The following is a 20,798-nucleotide window of genomic DNA, read 5'->3' on the forward strand; positions in this document are numbered from 1 at the left end:
CAAACAGACGCATCGAGGCAATCTCGTAGAGCGCGTCTTCCATGGCGCCGTCGCTGAGGTTGTACCACTGCTGCATGCAGTGAATGCGGAGCATAGTGTCGAGTGGGTAGGGACGACGCCCGTTACCTACCTTGGGATAGACGGGTTCGATGACCTCCAGCATCCTTGACCATGGGAGCAAAGCGTCCATGCGAGCCAAGAATATCTCTTTGCGGGTTTTGCGGCGTTTACCATTGAACTCGCTATCCGCGAAGGTGAGCTGGTGACTCATGCTGAACCTCATACCTGATGCCAAGTGGGATTCATGATCTCACATCAGGGACTTGTTCGCACCTTCCCTAGAGGGGACAATAGCCGAGATGAAGTCAGGCTATCAATTCGCCATTAATGTAAAGTGATTCCACCCAGCGCTAACAATCTATTCAACATAAGATAATTCACCTTATGCATATGAATAAAAAGAGATTTAATGAATATTAAAGCGTGTTTAAAAACACCGACCAGGAAAGTTTCCCACCGAATTAATTATTCCATAAAAATTTGAACAGAGGATTATTTGGATCAACGTAACAGTGATGTTTTTCATGCCAGAAATACTGACCATCTCGCTTTAAATATTGCAAAAAATTATCCCGCCCCATATTACGAAAACGAGCAGGATGCTGGCTCTGACCATCAATATGGGGAGTGGCGGGCGAGATAATTCGTCGTTGATCCGCAGCGGTATCGCGATGATTTTTCATAGTGGCGGCCCCGGGCGGCGCCGCCAAGAGGGCTCAAGGCTGGGCCGAGCCAGCCGCCAGATAATCCAGAGCCGCTTGCCAGCCCATACGGTAACCCAGTTCCAGCCGCCCCTTGTCTGTGGTCATGCGGCCGACCCGAAAGCCCGCCGGTGGATAGATGAGCCGGATGCGACAATCCGCCGGTGGCTGGCGGATGAAGTCGATGGCGTCGTTGTAACTGGGATGACGCTGTGGTTGCGCCCCCTGCTAGCCCGCCAGAAAGGCCGCCAGATTGAGCGGATGTGGCATGATCTCCATGAAACGATCACCCGGAACCACCAATGCCGCACATTGGGTGAATTATTACGTCGCGTGTTCTACTTCCGGGATCAGGCTGCACCGTTCCCCGGTAACGGACATGGGCTTATGCAACTGGAGCGGAATTAGGATCAGCTATTTAGAGGGCGAGCACTAGGGGTTGATTGCCGTCCGTGCCGGCGGCGGGTACGGCGCAGCAGATCAGAGCCTCACTTTCGGCCGGCAGGTTGGATGGTGGCTGCGGGTAGGTTACCTGACCACTGACGATGCGCGTGCGGCAGGTGCCGCAGGTGCCGCCCCGGCAGCTGAACTCCGGAGTCAGGCCGCGGCTCTCGGCCAGATCCAGCAGGCTGCCGCTACCAGGCAGCCAGCGCGCCTCCTTGGCCGAGAGCTCAAAAAGCACGGGCACCGGGTTGCTGGCCGCCAGCGGCCAGTCCTGTGTCGGACCGGCCAGGTCTGGGCGTCGCATGAGGCTGGAGGGGCCGAAGGTCTCGGCATGCAGGCGACTGTCACTGATGTTCAGCTCGCGCAGGCCATCGTACAGCGCCTGGGTGAAACCGGCTGGTCCGCACAGAACAAAGTCATAGTCGTCGAAGGGCAGCACAGCCTTGAGCAGTTCGATATCGATGCGCCCGTGCAGGTCGAAGTCCAGTCCCTCCTGCAGCCCGGCCTCGGGCTGGCTGATGACTCGCAGCCAGTGCAGGGTTTCGCCGCTCTGCTGCTGCAGCTCATACAACTCCCGGCTGAAGGCCAGCTCCGCCTGCTGGCGGGCGCTCTGGATCAGCCAGACCGTACGGCGCCGACGCAGCCGGCGATTCTGGTAGGCCACCTCGCGCAACATGCTCAGCAGCGGGGTGATGCCCACCCCGGCGGCCAGCAGTACAAGTGGCCGGTGCTGCACGGGATCGAGCACGAACTGACCCTGCGCGGCCTTGGCCTCCAGCAGACTGCCGACCTTGATCTGATCATGCAGGTAGCCGGATGCCAGTCCGTCACGCTTCACGCTGATGCGCAGAACGTCATCGGAGGGCGCGTTGGATAGGCTGTAGGTGCGGATGACAGGGTGCGCCTGTCCGGGAATCGTCAGGCGCAGGGGCAGGTGCTGACCCGCCGAGAACGCCGGCCAGCCACCGACATCGGCCGGTTCCAGATAGAACGAGCGGATACTGGCGCTTTCCTCGACCACGCGTGCCACCCGCAGGGGGCGCCACTGATCGCGAAGTGTCTGCGCCTGCAGGCGCGCCTCGGCCTGTTCCCAGCTGCCGGTCATCAGGCTGTTGGGCGAGTAACTCTGTAAATCCCAGCGCAGCGTTAGCGCGCCTTGCCGACGGATCACCTGCTCGACCTCCACGTGCCAGAGGCGCTCAGCGCCCTGAAAAGCGCGGATTTCATCACCTTCCAGCGTCAGCTCAGTGCGCCCGCTGATCTGCAGCAGGTCACCCGTGGCGAAGTCGATGAACAACAGGCCGGCTTGCGGGTTGAGCAGCAGGTTGCCGAGGGTGTTGAAGTGCAGGTTGCCGGCAAAATCCGGGATGCTCAGGCGGTTGCCCTGCACCCGCACAAACCCGGCCTGGCCGCCCCGGTGGGAAACGTCCACCGCCAGCCGGCCATCCTCCAGGGTGACATAGCTGGCGACAAAGAAGGTGTCAGCACCGGCAATCATCTGCTGCGCCGGCTCATCCAGATGGTCCAGTTGCTCGGCCACCACGGCCGGCAGGGGTTGGCTGACGGGCAGCAGGTGCTGGCGCAGCTGGATGTACTGCGGGCAGTTGCCGAACGCCTGATCCACGGCGATGCCCAGGCCCTGCGCGTCACGCCCGACCACATTACCGTTAAGGCGATTGCGCCGACGGGTATGCAGCTCGATGCCCAGCAGGCCGACGGCCGCACCGTCTTGCAGCGCCTGCGCGGCCGGATCGCCCGCACCGAGCACGCTATCCAGCCGCAACAGGCGTGGCTCCGGGGAATGGGCAAAGCCGACCGGGCCTTCGAGGATGCTGGCCCAGGGGCGCCCTTGGGCGTCTACCGAGCCCAGCAGCAGGAACGGCAGTTGCCGGTAGAAATCACGGTGCTGGTCGGGCATATGGTCGCGGATCACCCGCCGGCCAAATGCTTCCATACGCTCGGCAACACCCACGCGCTCCTGTAACTGCTTTTCCCCGGCGTGCCAGGGAGATAAATTGGTCGGCTGTGGGCTGGTCATGGCAAGGCTCCGCTGAATGAAAAGGCCGGCGCGGCCGATGGCCGCGCCGGGGGTGAGTCAGGCGCTTTGCAAGCCGACGGCGGTGCGTTGCATCGGTACGAAGCCCGGCAGGGCTTCGACGCGCGCCAGCCAGGCACGCACCTGCGGGTAGTCGGCCAGCGACACATTGCCCTCCGGCGCATGGGCGATATAGGTATAGCTGGCGACATCGGCCAAGGTCGGCAGGTTTCCGGTCAGGTACGGGCGGCTGGCCAGCTCCTGCTCGATCACCTTGAGCAGGGCATGGGTGCGGGCGATGGTCGACGCTGCATCGTAGGGGGCGCCGAACACAGTGATCAGGCGCGCGGTGGCCGGTCCCGAGGCGATCGGTCCAGCGGCGATGGACAACCATTGCTGTACCTGCGCACCTGCCAGCGGCTCCTTGGGCAGCCACTGACCGCTGGTGTCGTACTTCTTCGCCAAGTACACCAGGATGGCGTTGGAGTCACTCAGCACCACGCCGTTATCATCGATTACCGGCACCTGGCCGAAGGGGTTCATGGCCAGGAATTCGGCCGACTTGTGCGCGCCCTTGGCCAGATCGACGAACACCAGTTCGGTCGACACATTCAGCAGCGAGAGGAACAACTCCACACGGTGAGCGTGACCGGAGAGGGGATGACGAAAAAGTTTGATCGGCTTGGACATGGTGAACTCCGCAGTTAGCTATGTGAAACAGCGACACCGAGTGTGCCGTGTTGTGTGAACCATACTGAGCTACCTAGCCAAATCGTAGAATCGCCAGAAAAAGCAATTCATTATTACGTAAAATGAAACAAAAGCGTCGCTCAGCGCAGCGCCGGGTGCTCGCGCAAACGGCCCACCGCAAAATCAACAAAGCTGAGCACCCGCGCAGCGGCGCGCCGTCCTTCGCGATAGACCACATACACCGGCAGTTCCGGTAAGCCGAACGCCTGTAGCACCTCGACCAACTCGCCACGTTGAAAACGCTCATGCACCTGATAGCTCATGCAGCGTATTAGCCCGCCATCGGCGCAGGTTGCGCGAATCGCTGGCTGATTGGAGGTACAGCTCAACCGCGGGCGAAGCGGGTAATGCCGCAGTCTGCCCTCGACCTGAAAGCGCCACTCGGTCAGCCTGGCATCGGCACTGGAATGGATAATGCGGTGCCGTGAGAGTTCCTCGGGATGCGTGGGTGTGCCCAAGCGTGCCAGGTAGGCGGGGCTGGCGCAGACCACGCGGCGTATCTGCCCGGCCTTGAGGGCGAACAACGAGGAGTCGGGCAGGTCGCCGGCCAGAATGGCCACATCGACGCCTTCCTCATGCAGGTTCGGCTGGCGGTCGAGATAGCGGACATACAGCTGCACCTCGGGGTACTGCTGCAGGTAATCGAGCAGGATGGCTGGCATCAGTTCCTGGCCGAACAGCAGGGGCACGCTGACCGTCAGATGCCCGCGGGGCTGACTGTGCAGGCCACTGGCCGAGGCTTCGGCCTCCTGTACCTCGGCGAGAATGCGCTGGCAGTCCGCGGCAAAGCGCTCACCCGCTTCGGTGAGCAACACGCCCCGGGTGCTGCGTTGCAGCAGTGCCAGATTTAACCGTGCTTCCAGGGCGTCGATGGCGCGGGTCACGGTCGGCTCGGAGAGTCCCAACTGGCGTGCGGCGGCGGCCAGGCTCCGCGTTTGACTGACCACAAGGAGCACCTGCATCTGTTGCTGGCGATCCATGACTCAGTTCGACCAGTGTGGATTGAGCGCCGGATCCTGGCCCAGGCGTTGTTCGCAGAAGTCGACGAAGGCGCGCACCTTGGCCGCCACCTTGCGCCCGCCATGATAGACCACATGCACGGGCAGCGGTGGCTGCTCGAACTCCTGTAGGACGATTTCCAGTTCGCCGCTGGCGACCTTGGCCGCCACTTGATAACTCAGCACCCGGGTCAGGCCCCAGCCCAATGCGGCGGCATTGATGGCCGCCTGATTGGCGGTGACCACCAGCCGTGGTTGCAGGCGCACGTTGAGCAGGCTGCCGTTGTCTTCGAATTGCCAGTCGCTGAGCAGCGGGCTGCTGGCCGAGCCCACCACCTGCAACTGCTGCAATTGTTCAGGGTGCGTCGGGCGGCCATGGGCATCAAGAAACGCCGGAGACGCGCAGATCACGCGGCGCACTTCACCGACCCGCAGTGCATTCAGGCCGCTGTCCGGCAGGTTGCCTATCCGCACGGCCACATCAATGCCTTCATCAACCATGCTCACCACCCGATCTACCAGCATCGCGCGGATCTGCACGGCAGGATGCTGCTCCAGGAAGTCGACCATCAACGGGGTAACAAACAGCTCGCCAAACAACAAGGGCGCCGTGAGCGTCAGTTGGCCCCTCGGCATGGCATGGCTGCCAGCGGCAGACTCTTCGGCTTCTTCCAGTTCGGCGAGGATGCGCCGGCAGTCCTCGGCATAACGCTGACCGGCCTCGGTGATGTTCATGCTGCGGGTGGTACGGTTCAGCAGCAGGGTGCCGATGCGCTCTTCCAGTCCGGCCACGGCGCGGGTCACGCTGGGCGGCGACATGTTCAGCCTGCTTGCTGCGGCGGCAAACCCCTGTTCCTCGGCAACGGCCAGAAACACCTGCATTTCCTGAAAGCGGTCCATATTGGACTCCTCATGTGAGGCCACAGTCTGCACTGTTAGTGCTGTGCTTAGACTTACATCTTCATCCCGTTGAAAAGTTCATATCGCAGGGGCGCGTTTCGGGAAGCTAAATTACCGTTCCGAAATGTAGACCACTTATCCGGGTAAAGAATGGAACTCTACGTCGTTTGTGCGTCCTGATTAATCGCCAAATCAACCAAACGACAAACGAGCCGAGCCGAGCCCGAAATGATACTAACACTGCCCGACCATGATGAGCGACGCAGGATCATCAACAAGATGCATCGGACCAAAGATAAAGATCTCTGCCGGAAGCTCAACGCCATCTTGCTCGTCGCTGACGGGCACAGTGTCTCGCTGTTTCAAGGCTCACTGCCGCCGCTCGCTCATCTGGGTGAACTGGTACACCTTATACAGCCTTGAGGAGCTTGAAAGCGAGCTTTGGGGGCGCAAGCCGGTACTGCCATTTGCTCACATCTCGGGTCTATTGCTGCTGTTGATCCAGTTGTCACCTCAGGAGCTAGGATATCAGCGCTCGCCTTGGAGTACCGAACTGATGGCATCTGAACTGAAACGGAATTGGCACCTGAAATTACATGCTTCAACCATAGGGCGCTGGCTGCCACGGCTGGGTATTGTCTAGCACCGGCGCGCCCACTTTGCACATTCGCAATCCTCACAAAGAGCTCAAAATGACGGCCATCAATGATAGCCTTGGGACTCACACTTTGGCTCATCCGGCGCCCGGCCCGGGGGCGGGCTCCCTATAATGGGCGCGCCTCAACGCTCGTACCAACCAGATATAACTTATTGATGCTACGGAATATTACAATGAAAAATATCAGCAAGTCCCTACTCGCCGCTGCCATTTCCCTCGGATTGATGGCAGGCTGTAACAGCCAACATGACTCCGAGACCCCGACCACCATGGTTCGCTTCGCAACTTTCAACCTCTCCTTTGATCGCACCGCTCCAGGCATGCTGAGCGGGGAACTGGCACTGACCCGCGCCGAGCAGGACGCCCTGCTGACCCGCTACCAGCAAGGGGACGGCAGCCTAGGCAAGGAGGAGATCACCCGCGCCAAGGATGTGCAGCAGATCCGCAATATCGCCGAGATTATCCAGCGCACCCGGCCGGATGTCTTCCTGCTCAACGAGTTCGACAACGACGGCAAGGGCGCCGGCACCGCCGATCTGACGGCGTTCAACGACAACTACCTGGCCCACGCCCAGCACAACGAGGTGACCGCCATCCGCTACCCTGTGCTGCAAAACTTCGCCACCAACACCGGCCTGATGAGCGGCCATGACCTCAACCTGGATGGCAAGGTGGGCAGCGGCCCGGACGATGGCTGGGGCTTTGGCAACTACCACGGCCAGTACGCATTCGCCGTCATGTCCCAGTACCCTATCGACACCAAGCAGATCCGCACCTTCCAGCACTTCAAGTGGAAGGACATGCCTGGCGAGCAGAACCCCGTCATCGACGACTGCAACAACCCCAATGCCAAGATCCCGTCGGGCCGCCAGTGTGGCGATGCCTGGTATGACGACGCCGCCTGGCAGGCGTTCCCGCTCTCGTCCAAGAATCACGCCGATGTGCCAGTGCGCATCAAACGCGGCAACCAGGAGGAGGTGATCCACTTCCTCGTCTCCCACCCGACTCCGCCCATCTTCGGCAATGCGGCGCGCCACAACGTCAAACACAACCGCGCCGAAGTCGCCTTCTGGCAGGACTACGTGGAAACGGCCAGCTACATGGTGGATGACGCAGGCAAGGCCGGCGGCCTGCCCCAAGGTGCCAAATTCGTCATCGCCGGGGATCTCAACGCCGATCCCCAGATTGGCGATGGGGATCTCACCGCCATTCAGGATCTGCACAACCATGTGCTGGTCAATCAGGCGGTCACCAACGGCGCCATCATACCGGTCAGCCAGGGCGGCCCCGAGTGCCTCGCCAGCCAGCCGGATCAGTGCAAGCGCAACAACAACCGCCCCACCCCGGAGCGCATCACCAGCAGCAGCGGCCTGCAGCTCGATCACCTGCTGCCCTCCGCCAACCTGAACGCGGTCGCCTCCGGCGTGTTCTGGCCCGCCAGCTTCGAGCCCGGCTACCACCTGGTGTACGACGCCAAGCTGGGCATCGCCAAGGGCGTGAGCTCGGATCACCGGCTGGTGTGGGTCGACTTCAAGCTCGACTAACCTGATTGTTTCCATCTTTCGTGAATGGGCGGACCAGCGGCAGGCTCATCGGGATAGATGAACCGATCACAGAACCCGGCCGCCAATCGGGTTAGAATCGGGGCTCCTGTCGCCATGCCACGCCCTGGTGACGCCTCCTCCGCTTTCACTCATGAGGACACTGTTCATGGAACTGCTTCTTCTTAGCAACGGTAAAGCCACCGAATGCCAGGGTCTGCTCGGCTGGGCCCGGGAGCGGGTGCAGACCCTGCTCGCCCGCAAACAGGTCAAGCGTATCCTGCTCATACCCTACGCGGTGATCCGCAGCGATTGGGATGCCAGGGCCAATGAACTTGGCGAGAGCCTGGGGGTGGAAGCTATCAGCATCCATCAGTTCGACGACCCTGTGGACGCAATCCAGCAGGCGGAGGCCATCTTTATCAGCGGTGGCAACACCTGGCGCCTCAACCAGTTGCTGCACGAGAATGGCCTGGTTGTGCCAATCCAGCGCGCCGTGCGCGAGCGGGGCGTGCCCTATGTGGGCTGGAGCGCAGGTTGCAACGTGGCAACCCCGAGCATTCGCACCACCAACGACATGCCGGTGTGCAGCGCCGCCGTGTTGCCTGCGCTGGGCCTGTTCCCGCTGCAGATCAACCCCCACTATCTGGATGCCAGCATCAGCGGCCACATGGGGGAGACCCGCGATGAACGTCTGGCAGAGTTCTGCGCCATCAACCCGAGCGAACATGTGGTGGCCCTGCGCGAAGCCAGCTTGCTGCAGATCAACGGCGACACCCTCGAATACTGGAGCGCCCGCGGCGAAGACTTCAAGATCTTCAAGCACGGCGAGGCGACTCAGGAGTGCATGGATGCCAGCCCGCTGGCGACGTTGACGGCGTTTCGCCCCCACGGCTGAACCATGATGCAAGAGGGCACGCCTGCGTGAGGCGCTATTCAAGCGGCCGAGCCTGTGGTTTGCCATGCTGTGAGGGGCAAGGGATATTCCCTCGCCCCTTTTCTTTTCGGCGGGAGGATGCAATGACGACACGGATAGAACACGACAGTTTCGGGGAGATAGCCGTTCCGGCCGAGCGGCTATGGGGGGCCCAGACCCAGCGTTCCCTCCACCACTTCGATATCTCGGGGGAGCGTCAGCCCATGGAGCTTATTCACGCTCTGGCGCGCATCAAATCTGCCTGTGCCAGGGTCAACCACGCCAAAGGGCTGCTGCCCGCTCGCACGGCCCAAGCCATCATGAGCGCCGCCGATGAGGTCCTCTGCGGCCAGCACGAGGAAGAGTTTCCGCTCAGGGTCTGGCAGACAGGCTCGGGCACCCAGACCAACATGAACGTCAACGAGGTGCTGGCCAACCGGGCCAGCGAACTGCTCGGTGGCCCGCGCGGCGAAGGGCGTCTGGTGCACCCCAACGACGAGGTGAACAAGAGCCAGTCAAGCAACGATGTCTTCCCGAGCGCCATGAACCTGGCAGCCGTCAGTGCTATCACGCTGCAACTGCTGCCCGCCCTGCTCACCCTGAGCGCCACCCTGGCGCGCAAGGCCCACACCTTCGACGACATAGTCAAAATTGGCCGCACCCACTTGCAAGACGCCACCCCGCTCACCCTGGGACAGGAGTTCTCCGGCTGGGTCGCCCAACTGGAACAGGCGGAGCGCCACATTCGGGCTGCCCTGCCCCATCTGTGCGAACTTGCGCTGGGAGGCACGGCCGTCGGCACCGGCCTGAATACGCCACCCGGCTTTGCCGACGAGGTGGCGGCCACCCTGGCACAGCAGACGGGCCTGCCACTGGTGAGCGCCCCCAACAAGTTCGAAGCGCTGGCGGCAAGCGATGCCATGGTGCATGCCCACGGGGCCCTCAAGGCACTGGCCGCGTCGCTCATGAAGATCGCCAATGACGTGCGCTGGCTGGCCAGCGGCCCCCGCAGCGGACTGGGGGAGCTGCTGATCCCGGAAAATGAGCCCGGCTCCTCCATCATGCCCGGCAAGGTCAACCCGACCCAGTGCGAGGCGCTGACCATGCTGTGTGCCCAGGTGATGGGCAACGACGTGGCCATCACCATAGGCGGTGCCAGCGGCAACTTCGAGCTGAACGTGTTTCGCCCCCTGATTGCCCACAACTTTTTGCAGAGCGTACGCCTGCTTGCCGATGGCATGCAGAGCTTCTGTGATCACTGCGCCATCGGTATCACGCCGAACCGGGCACGCATTGATGAGCTGCTGGCCCGCTCCCTGATGCTGGTCACGGCGCTCAACCCCCACATCGGCTACGACAACGCGGCCGAGATAGCCAAGCGTGCCCACCACGAGGGAATCAGCCTGCGGGAGGCCGCCATCGCCTCCGGCCATCTCACGGCGCAGGAGTTCGATGCCTGGGTGGTGCCGGCCAACATGGTCGGTCGACGGAGAACATGAAATGAGGGACAACTGAACAGCAAAAAGTCGGGCATGCCCGACTTTTTCATTCTGCAAGACGGCAGTCAGGGAGTGAGCAGCTTGCTCAATGCATCTCGCTCGTTCTGGGCTGCCAGCAAACGGATCCGGGCTTCTTCCCGCTTGGTCTGCTTGTTGGCGATCTTGTCAGGTTTGCCCACACCCGCACCGTTTCCAGCTCGAGCAGCCGCTCGTTCACCCCCTCTTTCCGCTCGGCCACCCGTTGCTACTGCTCCTTGAACAGGTCCGCCTCGGTGCAGTGAGCCTCGATGTTGCGCACCGCCCGTTTGAGCTCGGCAACCTGATCCCCGTTGTTGTGCGCCTTGGCGAAGACCCGCTGATCCGCCACGGCCTGTTGCTGTGCCTTGCAGCCAGCATCCAGGCGGGCCAAGCCGTGTGCCAACCGGTTACGACAGAATTTGTGCAACATCACGCCAGCGCGGCTTCGGCGAGTCTACAATAGCGGCTTTCAGGATGGAGTCTTTCATGAATCAACGTATTGTCATCATTGCCAACGGCGCCCCCTACGGCAGCGAATCCCTGTTTAACGCCCTGCGGCTGGCCATCGCCCTCAATGAGCAGGGAGGTGTGAGCCTGCAACTGTTTCTGATGTCCGATGCGGTCGGCGCCGCACTGGCAGGACAAGTACCCGCCGAGGGGTACAACCTGCGCCAAATGCTAGAAATCCTGCTGGCCCAGGGTGCCATCATCCGCCTTTGCAAGACCTGTACCGATGCCCGCGGCATCACGGCCCTGCCGCTCATTGAGGGGATCGAGATCGGCACCCTGCCGCTGCTGGCCCAGTGGACCCTGGCAGCCGACAAGGTACTGACCTTCTAGTGCATAAATAAATGGGCGCAGCCGTTGATCTGCAACAAACCTGCGCCATTTGAAAACCTTCCCCCTGCTGTTAATGTCTACACTGTCAATTAGATAAACGTGCGCGCCTTCATTTTCGTTCAGGGAACTGCCATGAATCCAACCGAACAAACTCTGCTGGAACAGATGCGGATCACAGAGTTCGACATTGCTCACCGCAAGGAGCTTTTGCTGCTGAATGAGGATGACTTCTCCCGGCTCGCCAGTTATCGCCCCAATATAGAGCCTCACATAGATGCACTGGTCGACAAGTTCTATGAAATGCAGACCGGGATCACCGAAATCGCGCTACTGATCGGTGATGCCGATACACTCACCAGACTTAGAACGGCTCAGCGTCGCTATATCCTTGATCTGTTTAGTGGCCTGTATGATCTGGAGTACGTCAACAACCGGCTGCGGATCGGATTGGTGCACAAACGGATCGGGGTTGAGCCCAAACTCTATCTGGCGGCCATCAACACCCTCAAGGGGCTGCTTATCGAGGATATTTTCACCCAGATTGAGCATGAGCAGGATCGCATCGCCATGTTGACCGCCCTCGACAAGCTGTTCCTGTTCGACATTACTCTGGTGTTCGAGACCTATATCCGCAGCCTGGTCTCGGAGATAGAGTCATCCAAGGAGAAGTCGGAGATCTACGCCAGGACGCTGGAGGAGAAGGTGCGGGAGCGTACCCAGCAGCTGGAGGAGATGAGCCGGACCGACTCCCTCACCGGCCTGCTCAGCGTGCGCCACCTGCAGGAGAACCTGACCCGCACACTGCGTACCTGCCAGCGCCGCGCCGAGCCCGTGGTCATCGCCTACCTCGACATCAACGACTTCAAACAGATCAACGACACCCAGGGACACCAGCGGGGCGATGAGATACTGCGCATCGTCGGCGACTGCATTCGCAAGGTGTCACGGGCGGAGGATTACTGTTTTCGCTACGGCGGGGATGAGTTCTGCCTGATCCTGCCCAACTGCAATGAAGACCAAGCCAGAAACGTCTACCTCCAGCGCCTGACCAATGCCCTGAAAGAACAGGTCGACGATGTGACCCTCAGTATCGGCATGGTGCAGACCGGCCCCATGCAGTTCGACGAGGGCCACAGCCTGATCCGGCTGGCCGACGAGCGCATGTATGCCGCCAAGAGGGCGATGAAGCAAGTCAACCAGAAGGAGACCCATTAACCCTCGCGGGAACAGGCTTTCGCCACCTCGGGGCGCGGGATCCTCGCGCCCCACTCGTACAACAGAAAGGTCAGCATGCAGAACAGCGCCATCAGAATGTAGAGTGACTGCCCGCTCCATCGTTCCAGGATCCAGCCTCCCAGCATGGCCCCGATGGCCCCGCCCAACCCGGCCAGCGCACCGGCGCCGAAATAGCTCCCCTTCAGATGAGGGGGCGACATCTGATCGATCAGCACGTTGAGCAGCGGGAACAGAATCGTCTCCCCCACGCTCAGCAGCAGCACGGCGCCGATCCAGTGCGACCACTGCGCGGGATCCCCCAGCGCAAACAGCACCTGAGCCCCCAGAAACAACATGATGCCAAGCTGCAGTCGCACCTTGCCCGGCCAACGGGCGAGCAGATGCAGCAGCGGGAATTGCAGCACGACCACAGTCAGCGCATTGATCGTCACCAGAATAGCGACCAGCCGCGCCACCTCTGGGGTCTCGGCCCGAGTCAGGTACTGCACCAGGGGAGAGTGAAACTGGGAGTAGACCAGCACCATCAGCAGGTTCGCCATCACCAGCAGCAGAAAGCCCCGATCCAGCCACAGCACCTTGATCGCGGCCCGCAGACCCAGGCCGCCTGCGCGCCGCTCTTCCTCGTTCAGCGCGCGAAAGCCCCAGACGAAAGCAGCCCCCAGCAGCAGGTAGCTGCCGGAGAGCAGCAGGAAGGTCTGCTGCTGGGCGCTGATGCCCAGAGTCACCCCAAGCAGAGGCCCTATCGCCGCCCCCAGGTTGAGCAGGAAGTAACGCATATGCAGTGCCAGCTCGCGCGCCTTGGCCGAGGCGAGGCTATCGGCCATCAGCGCCTTGCCCGGAGCATCTATGAGGCCAGAGGAGAGACCGCTGCCTATCACCCCGACTCCGAGCCAGAGCACTGAGTGGGAGAAGCCGAGCAGACCATAGCAAAGCAGCGCGACCAGGCAGCCGGCCAGCAATATGTTGCGCCGCCCCAGCCGGTCCGACAGCCAGCCGCCGTAAAAGCTGATCAGGGTGGAGATCGCCGCACTCGCTCCCAGCATGGCCCCTATGCTGGTGGCCGAGAGGGCATACTCCCGATAGAGCAAGATCGAGAGAAAGGGCCAGACCATGTAATAGCTGGTGCGCACCATGAAGGTGCCCAGGATCACGGTCCAGACCAATGGGGGAAACTGCCTGAGGAGGGCCCACGACATCATACTGATCCTTGTTACCCGTCGCGCGGGGAGCCCATTGTTGTAACAGAGGGCTTCATAAGAAACAACTTTTCTGCCGAGCAGGCACAAAAAAGCCGACCCTGAGGTCGGCTCTTGAACAGCACGGCAGCCCTTATTCGGCAGTCGGCTCTTCGGCAACAGCCACGTCAGCAACCGGTGCGGCGGCTTCGGTCGGTGCATTCGCTTCCTTGATGGAGAGACGCACACGGCCTTGACGGTCCACTTCCAGTACCTTCACCTTCACCACATCACCGATCTTCAGGAAGTCGGCCACGTTTTGCACACGGGCATCGGTGATTTGGGAGATGTGTACCAGACCGTCTTTACCCGGCAGGATGTTGACGAAGGCACCGAAGTCGGCCAGACGCACAACCTTGCCTTCATAGATGCGGTTCACTTCGATCTCGGCTGTGATGGCCTCGATGCGACGAATGGCTTCCATGGCGGCTTCGTTGGCAACGGCGGAGATACGGACGGTACCGTCATCATCCAGCTCGATGTTGGTGCCAGTCTCTTCGGTCAGCGCACGGATCACGGAACCACCCTTGCCGATCACATCCTTGATCTTCTCAGGATTGATCTTGATGGTGTGGATACGCGGGGCAAAGTCAGAGATTTCGCTGCGCGGCGCCTGGATGGCTTCGTCCATCACTTTCAGGATGTGCAGGCGAGCACCACGGGCTTGCTTGAGGGCAATCTCCATGATCTCTTTGGTGATGCCTTCGATCTTGATGTCCATCTGCAGCGCAGTGATACCCTGGGTAGTACCGGCCACCTTGAAGTCCATGTCGCCCAGGTGATCTTCGTCACCCAGGATGTCGGACAGCACGACGAAACCTTCTTCTTCCTTCACCAGACCCATGGCGATACCGGCAACGGAGGCCTTGATCGGCACACCCGCGTCCATCAGCGCCAGGGAGGAACCACAGACGGAGGCCATGGAGGAAGAGCCGTTGGATTCGGTGATTTCAGACACCACACGCACCACGTACGGGAACTCGGCGGCGCTCGGCATCACGGCAGCAACGCCGCGCTTGGCCAGACGACCGTGACCGATTTCACGACGCTTGGGGCTACCCATCATGCCGGTTTCACCGACGCAGTACGGCGGGAAGTTGTAGTGCAGCATGAAGCGGTCGGCACGGTGGCCAGCCAGCTCGTCGATGTTCTGGGCGTCACGCTCGGTACCCAGGGTCGCAACCACGATGGCCTGAGTCTCACCACGGGTGAACAGGGCAGAGCCGTGAGCGCGGGGCAGAATGCCGGTGCCAACAGACAGGGCACGGATCATTTCCGGATCGCGACCATCGATGCGCGGCTCGCCACGTACTACGCGACCACGGACGATGCGGCTTTCCAGGCTGTGGAACTCTTCGCCAATCTTCTTGGCATCGTCTTCCACGCCGGCGGCGATCACTTGCTCAACCACGCGCTGCTTGATGGCACCGATGGCAGCGTAACGCACAGCCTTCTCGGTGATGCGGTAGGCTTCACCCAGTTCAGCTGTAGCCAGCTCGGCAATCTTGGCCTTGAGCGCTTCGTTGGTCGCAGGCGGGGTCCAATCCCACGGCTGGGTACCCACGTCGGCGGCGAATTCGTTGATGGCGTTGATCACGACTTGCATCTGCTCGTGGCCATAAACGACGGCGCCCAGCATGGTCTCTTCAGACAGGATGGCCGCTTCGGATTCCACCATCAGTACCGCGTTGGCGGTACCGGCAACCACCAGGTCCAGATCGCTCTGCGGCAGTTCGGCGGTGGTCGGGTTCAGCACATACTGACCGTTCATGTAACCCACGCGAGCAGCCGCAATCGGGCCGCCGAACGGGATGCCGGAGATGGCCAGTGCAGCAGAGGCACCGATCATGGCAACGATGTCCGGGGAAACCAGCGGGTTCACGGACATGACGGTGGCAACCACCTGAACCTCATTGAGGAAGCCTTCCGGGAACAGCGGACGAATAGGACGGTCGATCAGGCGGGAGGTAAGGGTCTCGCCTTCGCTCGGACGGCCTTCACGACGGAAGAAACCACCCGGGATACGACCAGCAGCATAGGTACGCTCCTGGTAGTTGACGGTCAACGGGAAGAAATCACGGCCGTGATCGGCCTCTTTCTTACCGACTACGGTCACAAATACACAGGTATCGTCCATGCTGACCATAACGGCCGCAGTGGCTTGACGGGCCATCACACCGGTTTCCAGAGTGACGGTGTGTTGACCGTACTGGAATGACTTTACAATAGGATTCACGTGAATTTCCTTTTTTACAATTTGGCTCTTTAAATTCGCGTGCAAGTATACTTGATTCGAATCAAAAGGTAAGCAATCACACAAATTCTGTGACGCCGGCGACAGCCCGACGCGCAATAAAAAAGGGGAACCCGGAGGTTCCCCTTTTTCGCGAAATCTGATGGTCGATTAACGACGCAGACCCAGCTTGGCGATCAGAGCAGCATAACGCTGAACATCTTTACGCTTCAGGTAGTCCAGCAGCTTGCGACGCTGGGAAACCATGCGCAGCAGACCACGACGACCGTGGTGATCTTTAGCGTGCTCTTTGAAGTGACCTTGCAGATGGTTGATCTGGGCAGTCAGCAGGGCAACCTGCACTTCGGGGGAGCCAGTGTCGTTGGCGCAACGAGCGTTGTCAGCAACGATGGAAGCTTTGATCTCAGCATTTAGAGACATGAGTTTACTCCAGTAGAGTGTTTAAAGGTTCACAGCCAATCTCTAATTCAGCCGTGAAATGAGGGCGGTATCATAATCGTCCCCGCCACATTTCGCAACGGGAAAGAGGCGCAGCGGGAAAGACGCCCTGATACCGCCCGAGGATCACTCCTCGTCGCGGTCGTCGTGGTAGCGCACCAGACGCTTGGGGGCTACCCGCCCTTCGTCGTCTATCTCGCCCACACCGATGAACTCACGCTCAGGACCGACCGTCATGCGTACCTGGCCACCTTGCGGCGCCCCGGCAACCTGCACGGCCTGCCCCTGGTTCACATAAGCGGCCACCGCCGCCAGCATGTTCACTTCGGGCAGCGCGGCCACGGCGGTATCCATCGGCAACAACAAGGGATCGAGCTGCTCCCGTGGCGGGATACTCTCAGCCTTGGCCTGTTCGAAGATGCACTCGAGCTGTTCCAGGGTCAGCATCCGCTCATAGGGATAGCTGGCCACCTGGGTGCGGCGCAGCTGGGTGACGTGAGCGCCACAGCCCAGCACTTCCCCCAGATCGTCCACCAGGGAGCGAATATAGGTGCCCTTGCTGCAGTGCACCTCCAGCTTGACCTCATCCCCCTCAAAGCTGATGAGCTTGAGCTCAAATACCGTGATGGGGCGGGCTTCCCGCTCGATCTCTATGCCTTCACGGGCATATTCGTAGAGCGGGCGACCGTTGTGCTTGAGGGCTGAGTACATGGACGGCACTTGCATGATGGGGCCGCGGAACTGGTCCAGCGACTCGATCAGGGTACCCACGGCCACGTTCACCGGACGGGTGGAAACCACCTCGCCGTCGGAATCGCTGGTGTTGGTGCGCTCACCCAGCTTGGCGGTCACCTCATAGCGCTTGTCCGCTTCCAGCAGATACTGGGAGAACTTGGTGGCTTCACCGAGGCAAATCGGCAGCATGCCGGTCGCCAGTGGATCCAGGGCGCCGGTGTGGCCGGCCTTGGCGGCATTGTAGATCCGCTTGACCTTCTGCAACACATCGTTGGAGGTCAGACCGGTCGGCTTGTCCAGCAGCAAGATACCGTGTACGTCACGGCCCTTGAAACGACGTCTTCGAGACATCTCAGGCTTTATCCTCAGTAGTATCATCCGGTGCGGCTTCGTCTTCTTCACGGCCAGCTTCGGCCATACGACGTTTGTCTTCACGCACAGTGTTGGTCACCAGGTTAGAGAGACGCATCCCCTCGACCAGGGTCTGGTCGTAGTAGAAGCGCAACTCGGGCACCACGCGCAAGCGCATGGCACTGCCAAGCAGGCTGCGGATGTAGCCAGCCGCTTCGGTCAGGCCCTTGAGCCCTTCCTTGATGCGGTCGGCGTCGTTCTCCAGCTGCAAGAAGGTGACATAAACCTTGGCATAGTTGAGGTCCTTGGACACTTCCACGTCCGAGACGGTTACCATGCCGATACGCGGGTCCTTGACCTCACGCTGCAAGATCAACGCGATTTCGCGCTGGATCTGCTGGCCGACCCTGTTGGTCCGGCTAAATTCTCTGGCCATATTCTATCCTGCGATAAAAGGGGGCCGCGGCCCCCTATTTTGTCTAACTCTCGGCTTACAGAGTCCGTTGAATTTCAATGGTCTCGTAAACTTCGATCTGGTCGCCTTCGCGTACGTCATTGTAGTTCTTGACTGCGATACCACACTCGTAACCGTTACGGACCTCGTTGACGTCATCCTTGAAGCGACGCAGGGATTCCAGCTCGCCTTCATAGATAACCACGTTGTCGCGCAGAACACGGATACGGTTAGAACGCTTGACCACACCTTCGGTAACCATACAGCCGGCAACCGCGCCGAACTTGGGTGACTTGAAGACGCTACGCACTTCAGCCAGACCGATGATCTCCTGACGATACTCAGGAGCCAGCTTGCCGCTCATGGCCTGCTTCACTTCGTCGATCAAATCATAGATGACGGAGTAGTAACGCAGATCCAGGCTCTCGGACTCGATGACCTTGCGCGCAGATGCGTCGGCACGGACGTTGAAGCCTACCAGGATGGCGCTGGAAGCAGCGGCCAGAGTAGCGTCGGTTTCAGTGATACCACCAACACCCGAGCCCACGATCTTGACCTTGACTTCGTCGGTAGAGAGCTGAACCAGCGCATCGCAAATCGCTTGCACCGAACCCTGTACGTCGGCCTTGATCACCACGTTCACTTCGGACACTTCGCCCTCGGTCATGTTGGCGAACATGTTTTCCAGCTTGGACTTCTGCTGGCGAGCCAGCTTGACGTCGCGGAATTTGCCCTGACGATAGAGCGCCACTTCACGGGCCTTCTTCTCGTCACGTACAACGGTGGCCTCATCACCGGCAGACGGCACCCCGGACAGACCCAGGATTTCCACCGGCAGGGATGGACCCGCTTCCTTGATTTCACGACCCAGTTCGTCGCGCATGGCACGGATACGACCGTATTCCAGACCACACAGTACGATGTCGCCCTGGCGCAGAGTACCTTCTTGTACCAGCACGGTGGCAACCGGACCACGACCCTTGTCCAGGAAGGATTCGATCACGACGCCGCTGGCCATGCCATCGACAACCGCTTTCAATTCCAGCACTTCGGACTGGATCAGGATGGCTTCCAGCAGGTCGTCGATGCCTTCGCCAGACTTGGCGGAGACGTGAACGAACTGGCTCTCGCCACCCCAGTCTTCGGACATGACGTTGTAACGGGCCAGCTCGGTCTTGACGCGATCCGGATCCGCTTCAGGCTTGTCGATCTTGTTGACCGCAACCACGATGGGCACTTCAGCCGCCTTGGCGTGCTGGATGGCTTCGATGGTCTGCGGCATGACGCCGTCATCGGCAGCAACAACCAGAACGACGATATCGGTCGACTTGGCACCACGAGCACGCATGGAGGTAAACGCAGCGTGACCCGGAGTATCCAGGAAGGTGATCATGCCACTGTCAGTTTCGACGTGGTAAGCACCAATATGCTGGGTAATACCACCGGCTTCGCCAGCAGCTACCTTGGCTTTACGGATGTAGTCGAGCAGCGAGGTCTTGCCGTGGTCAACGTGACCCATGATGGTCACGACAGGGGCACGCGGCTTGGCTTCGGAGGTCTCGTCACGATCGGACAGTACCGCCTCTTCCAGCTCGTTCTCACGACGCAGCACAACCTTGTGACCCATCTCTTCGGCGACCAGCTGAGCGGTCTCCTGATCGATCACCTGGTTGATGGTCGCCATGGCGCCCATCTTCATCATCGCCTTGATGACTTCCACGCCTTTGACGGCCATCTTGTTGGCCAGTTCGGCCACAGTGATGGTTTCGCCGATGACGACGTCACGGTTAACCACGGCAGCCGGCTTGTTGAAGCCGTGCTTCATGGCATTGGGCATGGCCACCTTGCCGCGCTTGCCTTTACGGGCACGCGGGTTGCGGGAATCGCGATCATCTTCACGACGACCGGCCTTTTTCGGCGCCTTAACGGCGGCGGCGGCGGTGCGACGGCTGGTCTCTTCCTTCCGGTCCAACTCGTCTTCTGCGGCTTGCGCATGCTTGTTGGTGGTCAGATGATAGTCACTGCTCTCTTTGGCGCGAGCAGCTTCTTCTTCAGCCCAGCGAGGGCCGTTCTGTTCCGCCATTACACGAGCCTCTTCGGCTTTCTTGGCGGCGAGTTCTTCTGCTTTTTGCAAAGCTGTTTGTTCCTGTTGGCGCTTCAGTTCTTCTGCTTCGCGCTTGGCCATCTTTTCTGCCTCTTGCTGAGCTGTGCTACTGGCTGCTTTGGCGGGCTGTGGAGCCTGTCGAGCCTTTGATTGTGCCTCGATCCGCGCCTTTTCCTCAGCTTCACGACGAGCCTGCTCAGCCTCACGGCGAGCCTTCTCTTCAGCATCGAGACGAACCTTGTTCTCGGCCTCGCTACGAGCTTTTTCTTCTGCTTCCAAACGCGCTGTTTCCTCGGCTTCCGCCTGGCGCTGTTCATCTTCCAGCGCCGAGCGTTTTACATAGGTGCGAGTCTTGCGCACTTCAACCTGCACTTCCTTGTTCTTGCCGCCAGTCCCCTGAACACTGATGGTGCTCTTGGTCTTGCGCTGCAAAGTCATGCGGGCTGGTGCGGTAATCTCGTCACCTCCATGCTGTTTTTTCAAGTGAGCCAGCAGAGTCTGTTTTTCAGACTCGCTGACGAGGTCGTCGGCCTTGCTCTTGCTGATACCGGCATCGACAAACTGCTGGAGAAGACGATCAACCGGTGTGTCGATGTCAGTGGCAAGTTGTTTGACTGATACTTCTGCCATT

The 20,798-nt window shown here is 60.4% G+C and carries 16 protein-coding genes and 4 pseudogenes; 7 read left to right on the forward strand and 13 right to left on the reverse strand.

Annotated features, from left to right (window positions below):
- Both GWQ22_RS04255 and GWQ22_RS04260 read right to left on the reverse strand, forming a co-directional pair.
- A partial coding sequence (locus tag GWQ22_RS04255; RefSeq protein ID WP_275929600.1) for a transposase occupies positions 1 to 271 on the reverse strand: 271 nt, incomplete at its 3' end.
- A 505-nt stretch (positions 272 to 776) separates the two neighbouring features.
- Positions 777 to 971, reverse strand: a pseudogene (locus tag GWQ22_RS04260) (DUF6363 domain-containing protein); the annotation flags it as partial.
- Between the two features lie 39 nt (positions 972 to 1,010).
- Between GWQ22_RS04260 and GWQ22_RS04265 the strand changes: the two are divergent.
- Positions 1,011 to 1,169: pseudogene (locus tag GWQ22_RS04265) on the forward strand (IS630 family transposase); the annotation flags it as partial.
- A gap of 10 nt (positions 1,170 to 1,179) precedes the next feature.
- Here GWQ22_RS04265 and GWQ22_RS04270 read toward each other — a convergent pair.
- The 4 genes from GWQ22_RS04270 to GWQ22_RS04285 form a co-directional block, all read right to left on the reverse strand.
- The gene (locus GWQ22_RS04270; RefSeq protein ID WP_275929550.1) at positions 1,180 to 3,243 is read right to left on the reverse strand and encodes a pyridoxamine 5'-phosphate oxidase family protein; all 2,064 of its coding nucleotides are present in this window, start codon (positions 3,241 to 3,243) and stop codon (positions 1,180 to 1,182) included.
- 57 nt (positions 3,244 to 3,300) lie between these two features.
- A complete protein-coding gene (locus tag GWQ22_RS04275; protein ID WP_275929551.1) occupies positions 3,301 to 3,930 on the reverse strand; it encodes a glutathione S-transferase in 630 nt (209 codons plus the stop codon).
- Positions 3,931 to 4,070: 140 nt separating this feature from the next.
- Positions 4,071 to 4,970, reverse strand: a complete 900-nt coding sequence (locus GWQ22_RS04280) for a LysR substrate-binding domain-containing protein (RefSeq protein ID WP_275929552.1) — start codon at positions 4,968 to 4,970, stop codon at positions 4,071 to 4,073.
- A gap of 3 nt (positions 4,971 to 4,973) precedes the next feature.
- Positions 4,974 to 5,888, reverse strand: a complete 915-nt coding sequence (locus GWQ22_RS04285; protein WP_108536862.1) for a LysR family transcriptional regulator — start codon at positions 5,886 to 5,888, stop codon at positions 4,974 to 4,976.
- Between the two features lie 228 nt (positions 5,889 to 6,116).
- On the opposite strand from GWQ22_RS04285, the pseudogene GWQ22_RS04290 reads away from it, so the two are divergent.
- The 4 genes and pseudogenes from GWQ22_RS04290 to fumC all read left to right on the forward strand — a co-directional run.
- Positions 6,117 to 6,607, forward strand: a pseudogene (locus GWQ22_RS04290) (IS630 family transposase); the annotation flags it as partial.
- A gap of 112 nt (positions 6,608 to 6,719) precedes the next feature.
- The gene (locus GWQ22_RS04295; protein ID WP_275929553.1) at positions 6,720 to 8,090 is read left to right on the forward strand and encodes an endonuclease/exonuclease/phosphatase family protein; all 1,371 of its coding nucleotides are present in this window, start codon (positions 6,720 to 6,722) and stop codon (positions 8,088 to 8,090) included.
- A 166-nt stretch (positions 8,091 to 8,256) separates the two neighbouring features.
- Complete coding sequence (gene pepE / locus GWQ22_RS04300) at positions 8,257 to 8,985, forward strand: dipeptidase PepE (protein WP_275929554.1); 729 nt, start codon at positions 8,257 to 8,259, stop codon at positions 8,983 to 8,985.
- A gap of 122 nt (positions 8,986 to 9,107) precedes the next feature.
- Positions 9,108 to 10,502, forward strand: a complete 1,395-nt coding sequence (gene fumC, locus GWQ22_RS04305; RefSeq protein ID WP_108536864.1) for a class II fumarate hydratase — start codon at positions 9,108 to 9,110, stop codon at positions 10,500 to 10,502.
- 65 nt (positions 10,503 to 10,567) lie between these two features.
- Here fumC and GWQ22_RS04310 read toward each other — a convergent pair.
- Positions 10,568 to 10,950 (reverse strand): annotated as a pseudogene (locus GWQ22_RS04310) (DUF1090 domain-containing protein).
- Positions 10,951 to 11,006: 56 nt separating this feature from the next.
- On the opposite strand from GWQ22_RS04310, the gene GWQ22_RS04315 reads away from it, so the two are divergent.
- Together GWQ22_RS04315 and GWQ22_RS04320 are read left to right on the forward strand one after the other, a co-directional pair.
- A complete protein-coding gene (locus GWQ22_RS04315) occupies positions 11,007 to 11,360 on the forward strand; it encodes a DsrE/DsrF/TusD sulfur relay family protein (RefSeq protein WP_108536865.1) in 354 nt (117 codons plus the stop codon).
- Positions 11,361 to 11,492: 132 nt separating this feature from the next.
- Positions 11,493 to 12,575 (forward strand): protoglobin domain-containing protein, encoded by a 1,083-nt coding sequence (locus GWQ22_RS04320; RefSeq protein ID WP_108536866.1) that lies wholly within the window; start codon positions 11,493 to 11,495, stop codon positions 12,573 to 12,575.
- Here the strand turns inward: GWQ22_RS04320 and GWQ22_RS04325 are convergent.
- From GWQ22_RS04325 to infB, 6 genes are all read right to left on the reverse strand, one after another.
- Complete coding sequence (locus GWQ22_RS04325) at positions 12,572 to 13,993, reverse strand: MFS transporter (RefSeq protein ID WP_345893619.1); 1,422 nt, start codon at positions 13,991 to 13,993, stop codon at positions 12,572 to 12,574. The genes GWQ22_RS04320 and GWQ22_RS04325 overlap by 4 nt on opposite strands.
- Entirely contained in the window at positions 13,926 to 16,067 is a 2,142-nt protein-coding gene (gene pnp, locus GWQ22_RS04330; protein ID WP_108536868.1) for a polyribonucleotide nucleotidyltransferase, read from the reverse strand. Before pnp ends, GWQ22_RS04325 begins: the two co-directional genes overlap by 68 nt.
- A gap of 168 nt (positions 16,068 to 16,235) precedes the next feature.
- A complete protein-coding gene (gene rpsO / locus GWQ22_RS04335; protein ID WP_005317514.1) occupies positions 16,236 to 16,505 on the reverse strand; it encodes a 30S ribosomal protein S15 in 270 nt (89 codons plus the stop codon).
- A gap of 144 nt (positions 16,506 to 16,649) precedes the next feature.
- Entirely contained in the window at positions 16,650 to 17,609 is a 960-nt protein-coding gene (gene truB, locus GWQ22_RS04340; protein ID WP_042035800.1) for a tRNA pseudouridine(55) synthase TruB, read from the reverse strand.
- A 1-nt stretch (position 17,610) separates the two neighbouring features.
- Positions 17,611 to 18,045 carry a 30S ribosome-binding factor RbfA gene (gene rbfA, locus GWQ22_RS04345; RefSeq protein WP_042035801.1) on the reverse strand — a complete coding sequence of 145 codons (435 nt, stop codon included), beginning with the start codon at positions 18,043 to 18,045 and terminating at the stop codon, positions 17,611 to 17,613.
- 55 nt (positions 18,046 to 18,100) lie between these two features.
- The gene (infB, locus tag GWQ22_RS04350; RefSeq protein WP_042035802.1) at positions 18,101 to 20,797 is read right to left on the reverse strand and encodes a translation initiation factor IF-2; all 2,697 of its coding nucleotides are present in this window, start codon (positions 20,795 to 20,797) and stop codon (positions 18,101 to 18,103) included.
- Position 20,798: the final 1 nt, after the last annotated feature.

Source organism: Aeromonas sp. 1HA1, assembly GCF_029237385.1.
Classification (GTDB): domain Bacteria; phylum Pseudomonadota; class Gammaproteobacteria; order Enterobacterales; family Aeromonadaceae; genus Aeromonas; species Aeromonas popoffii.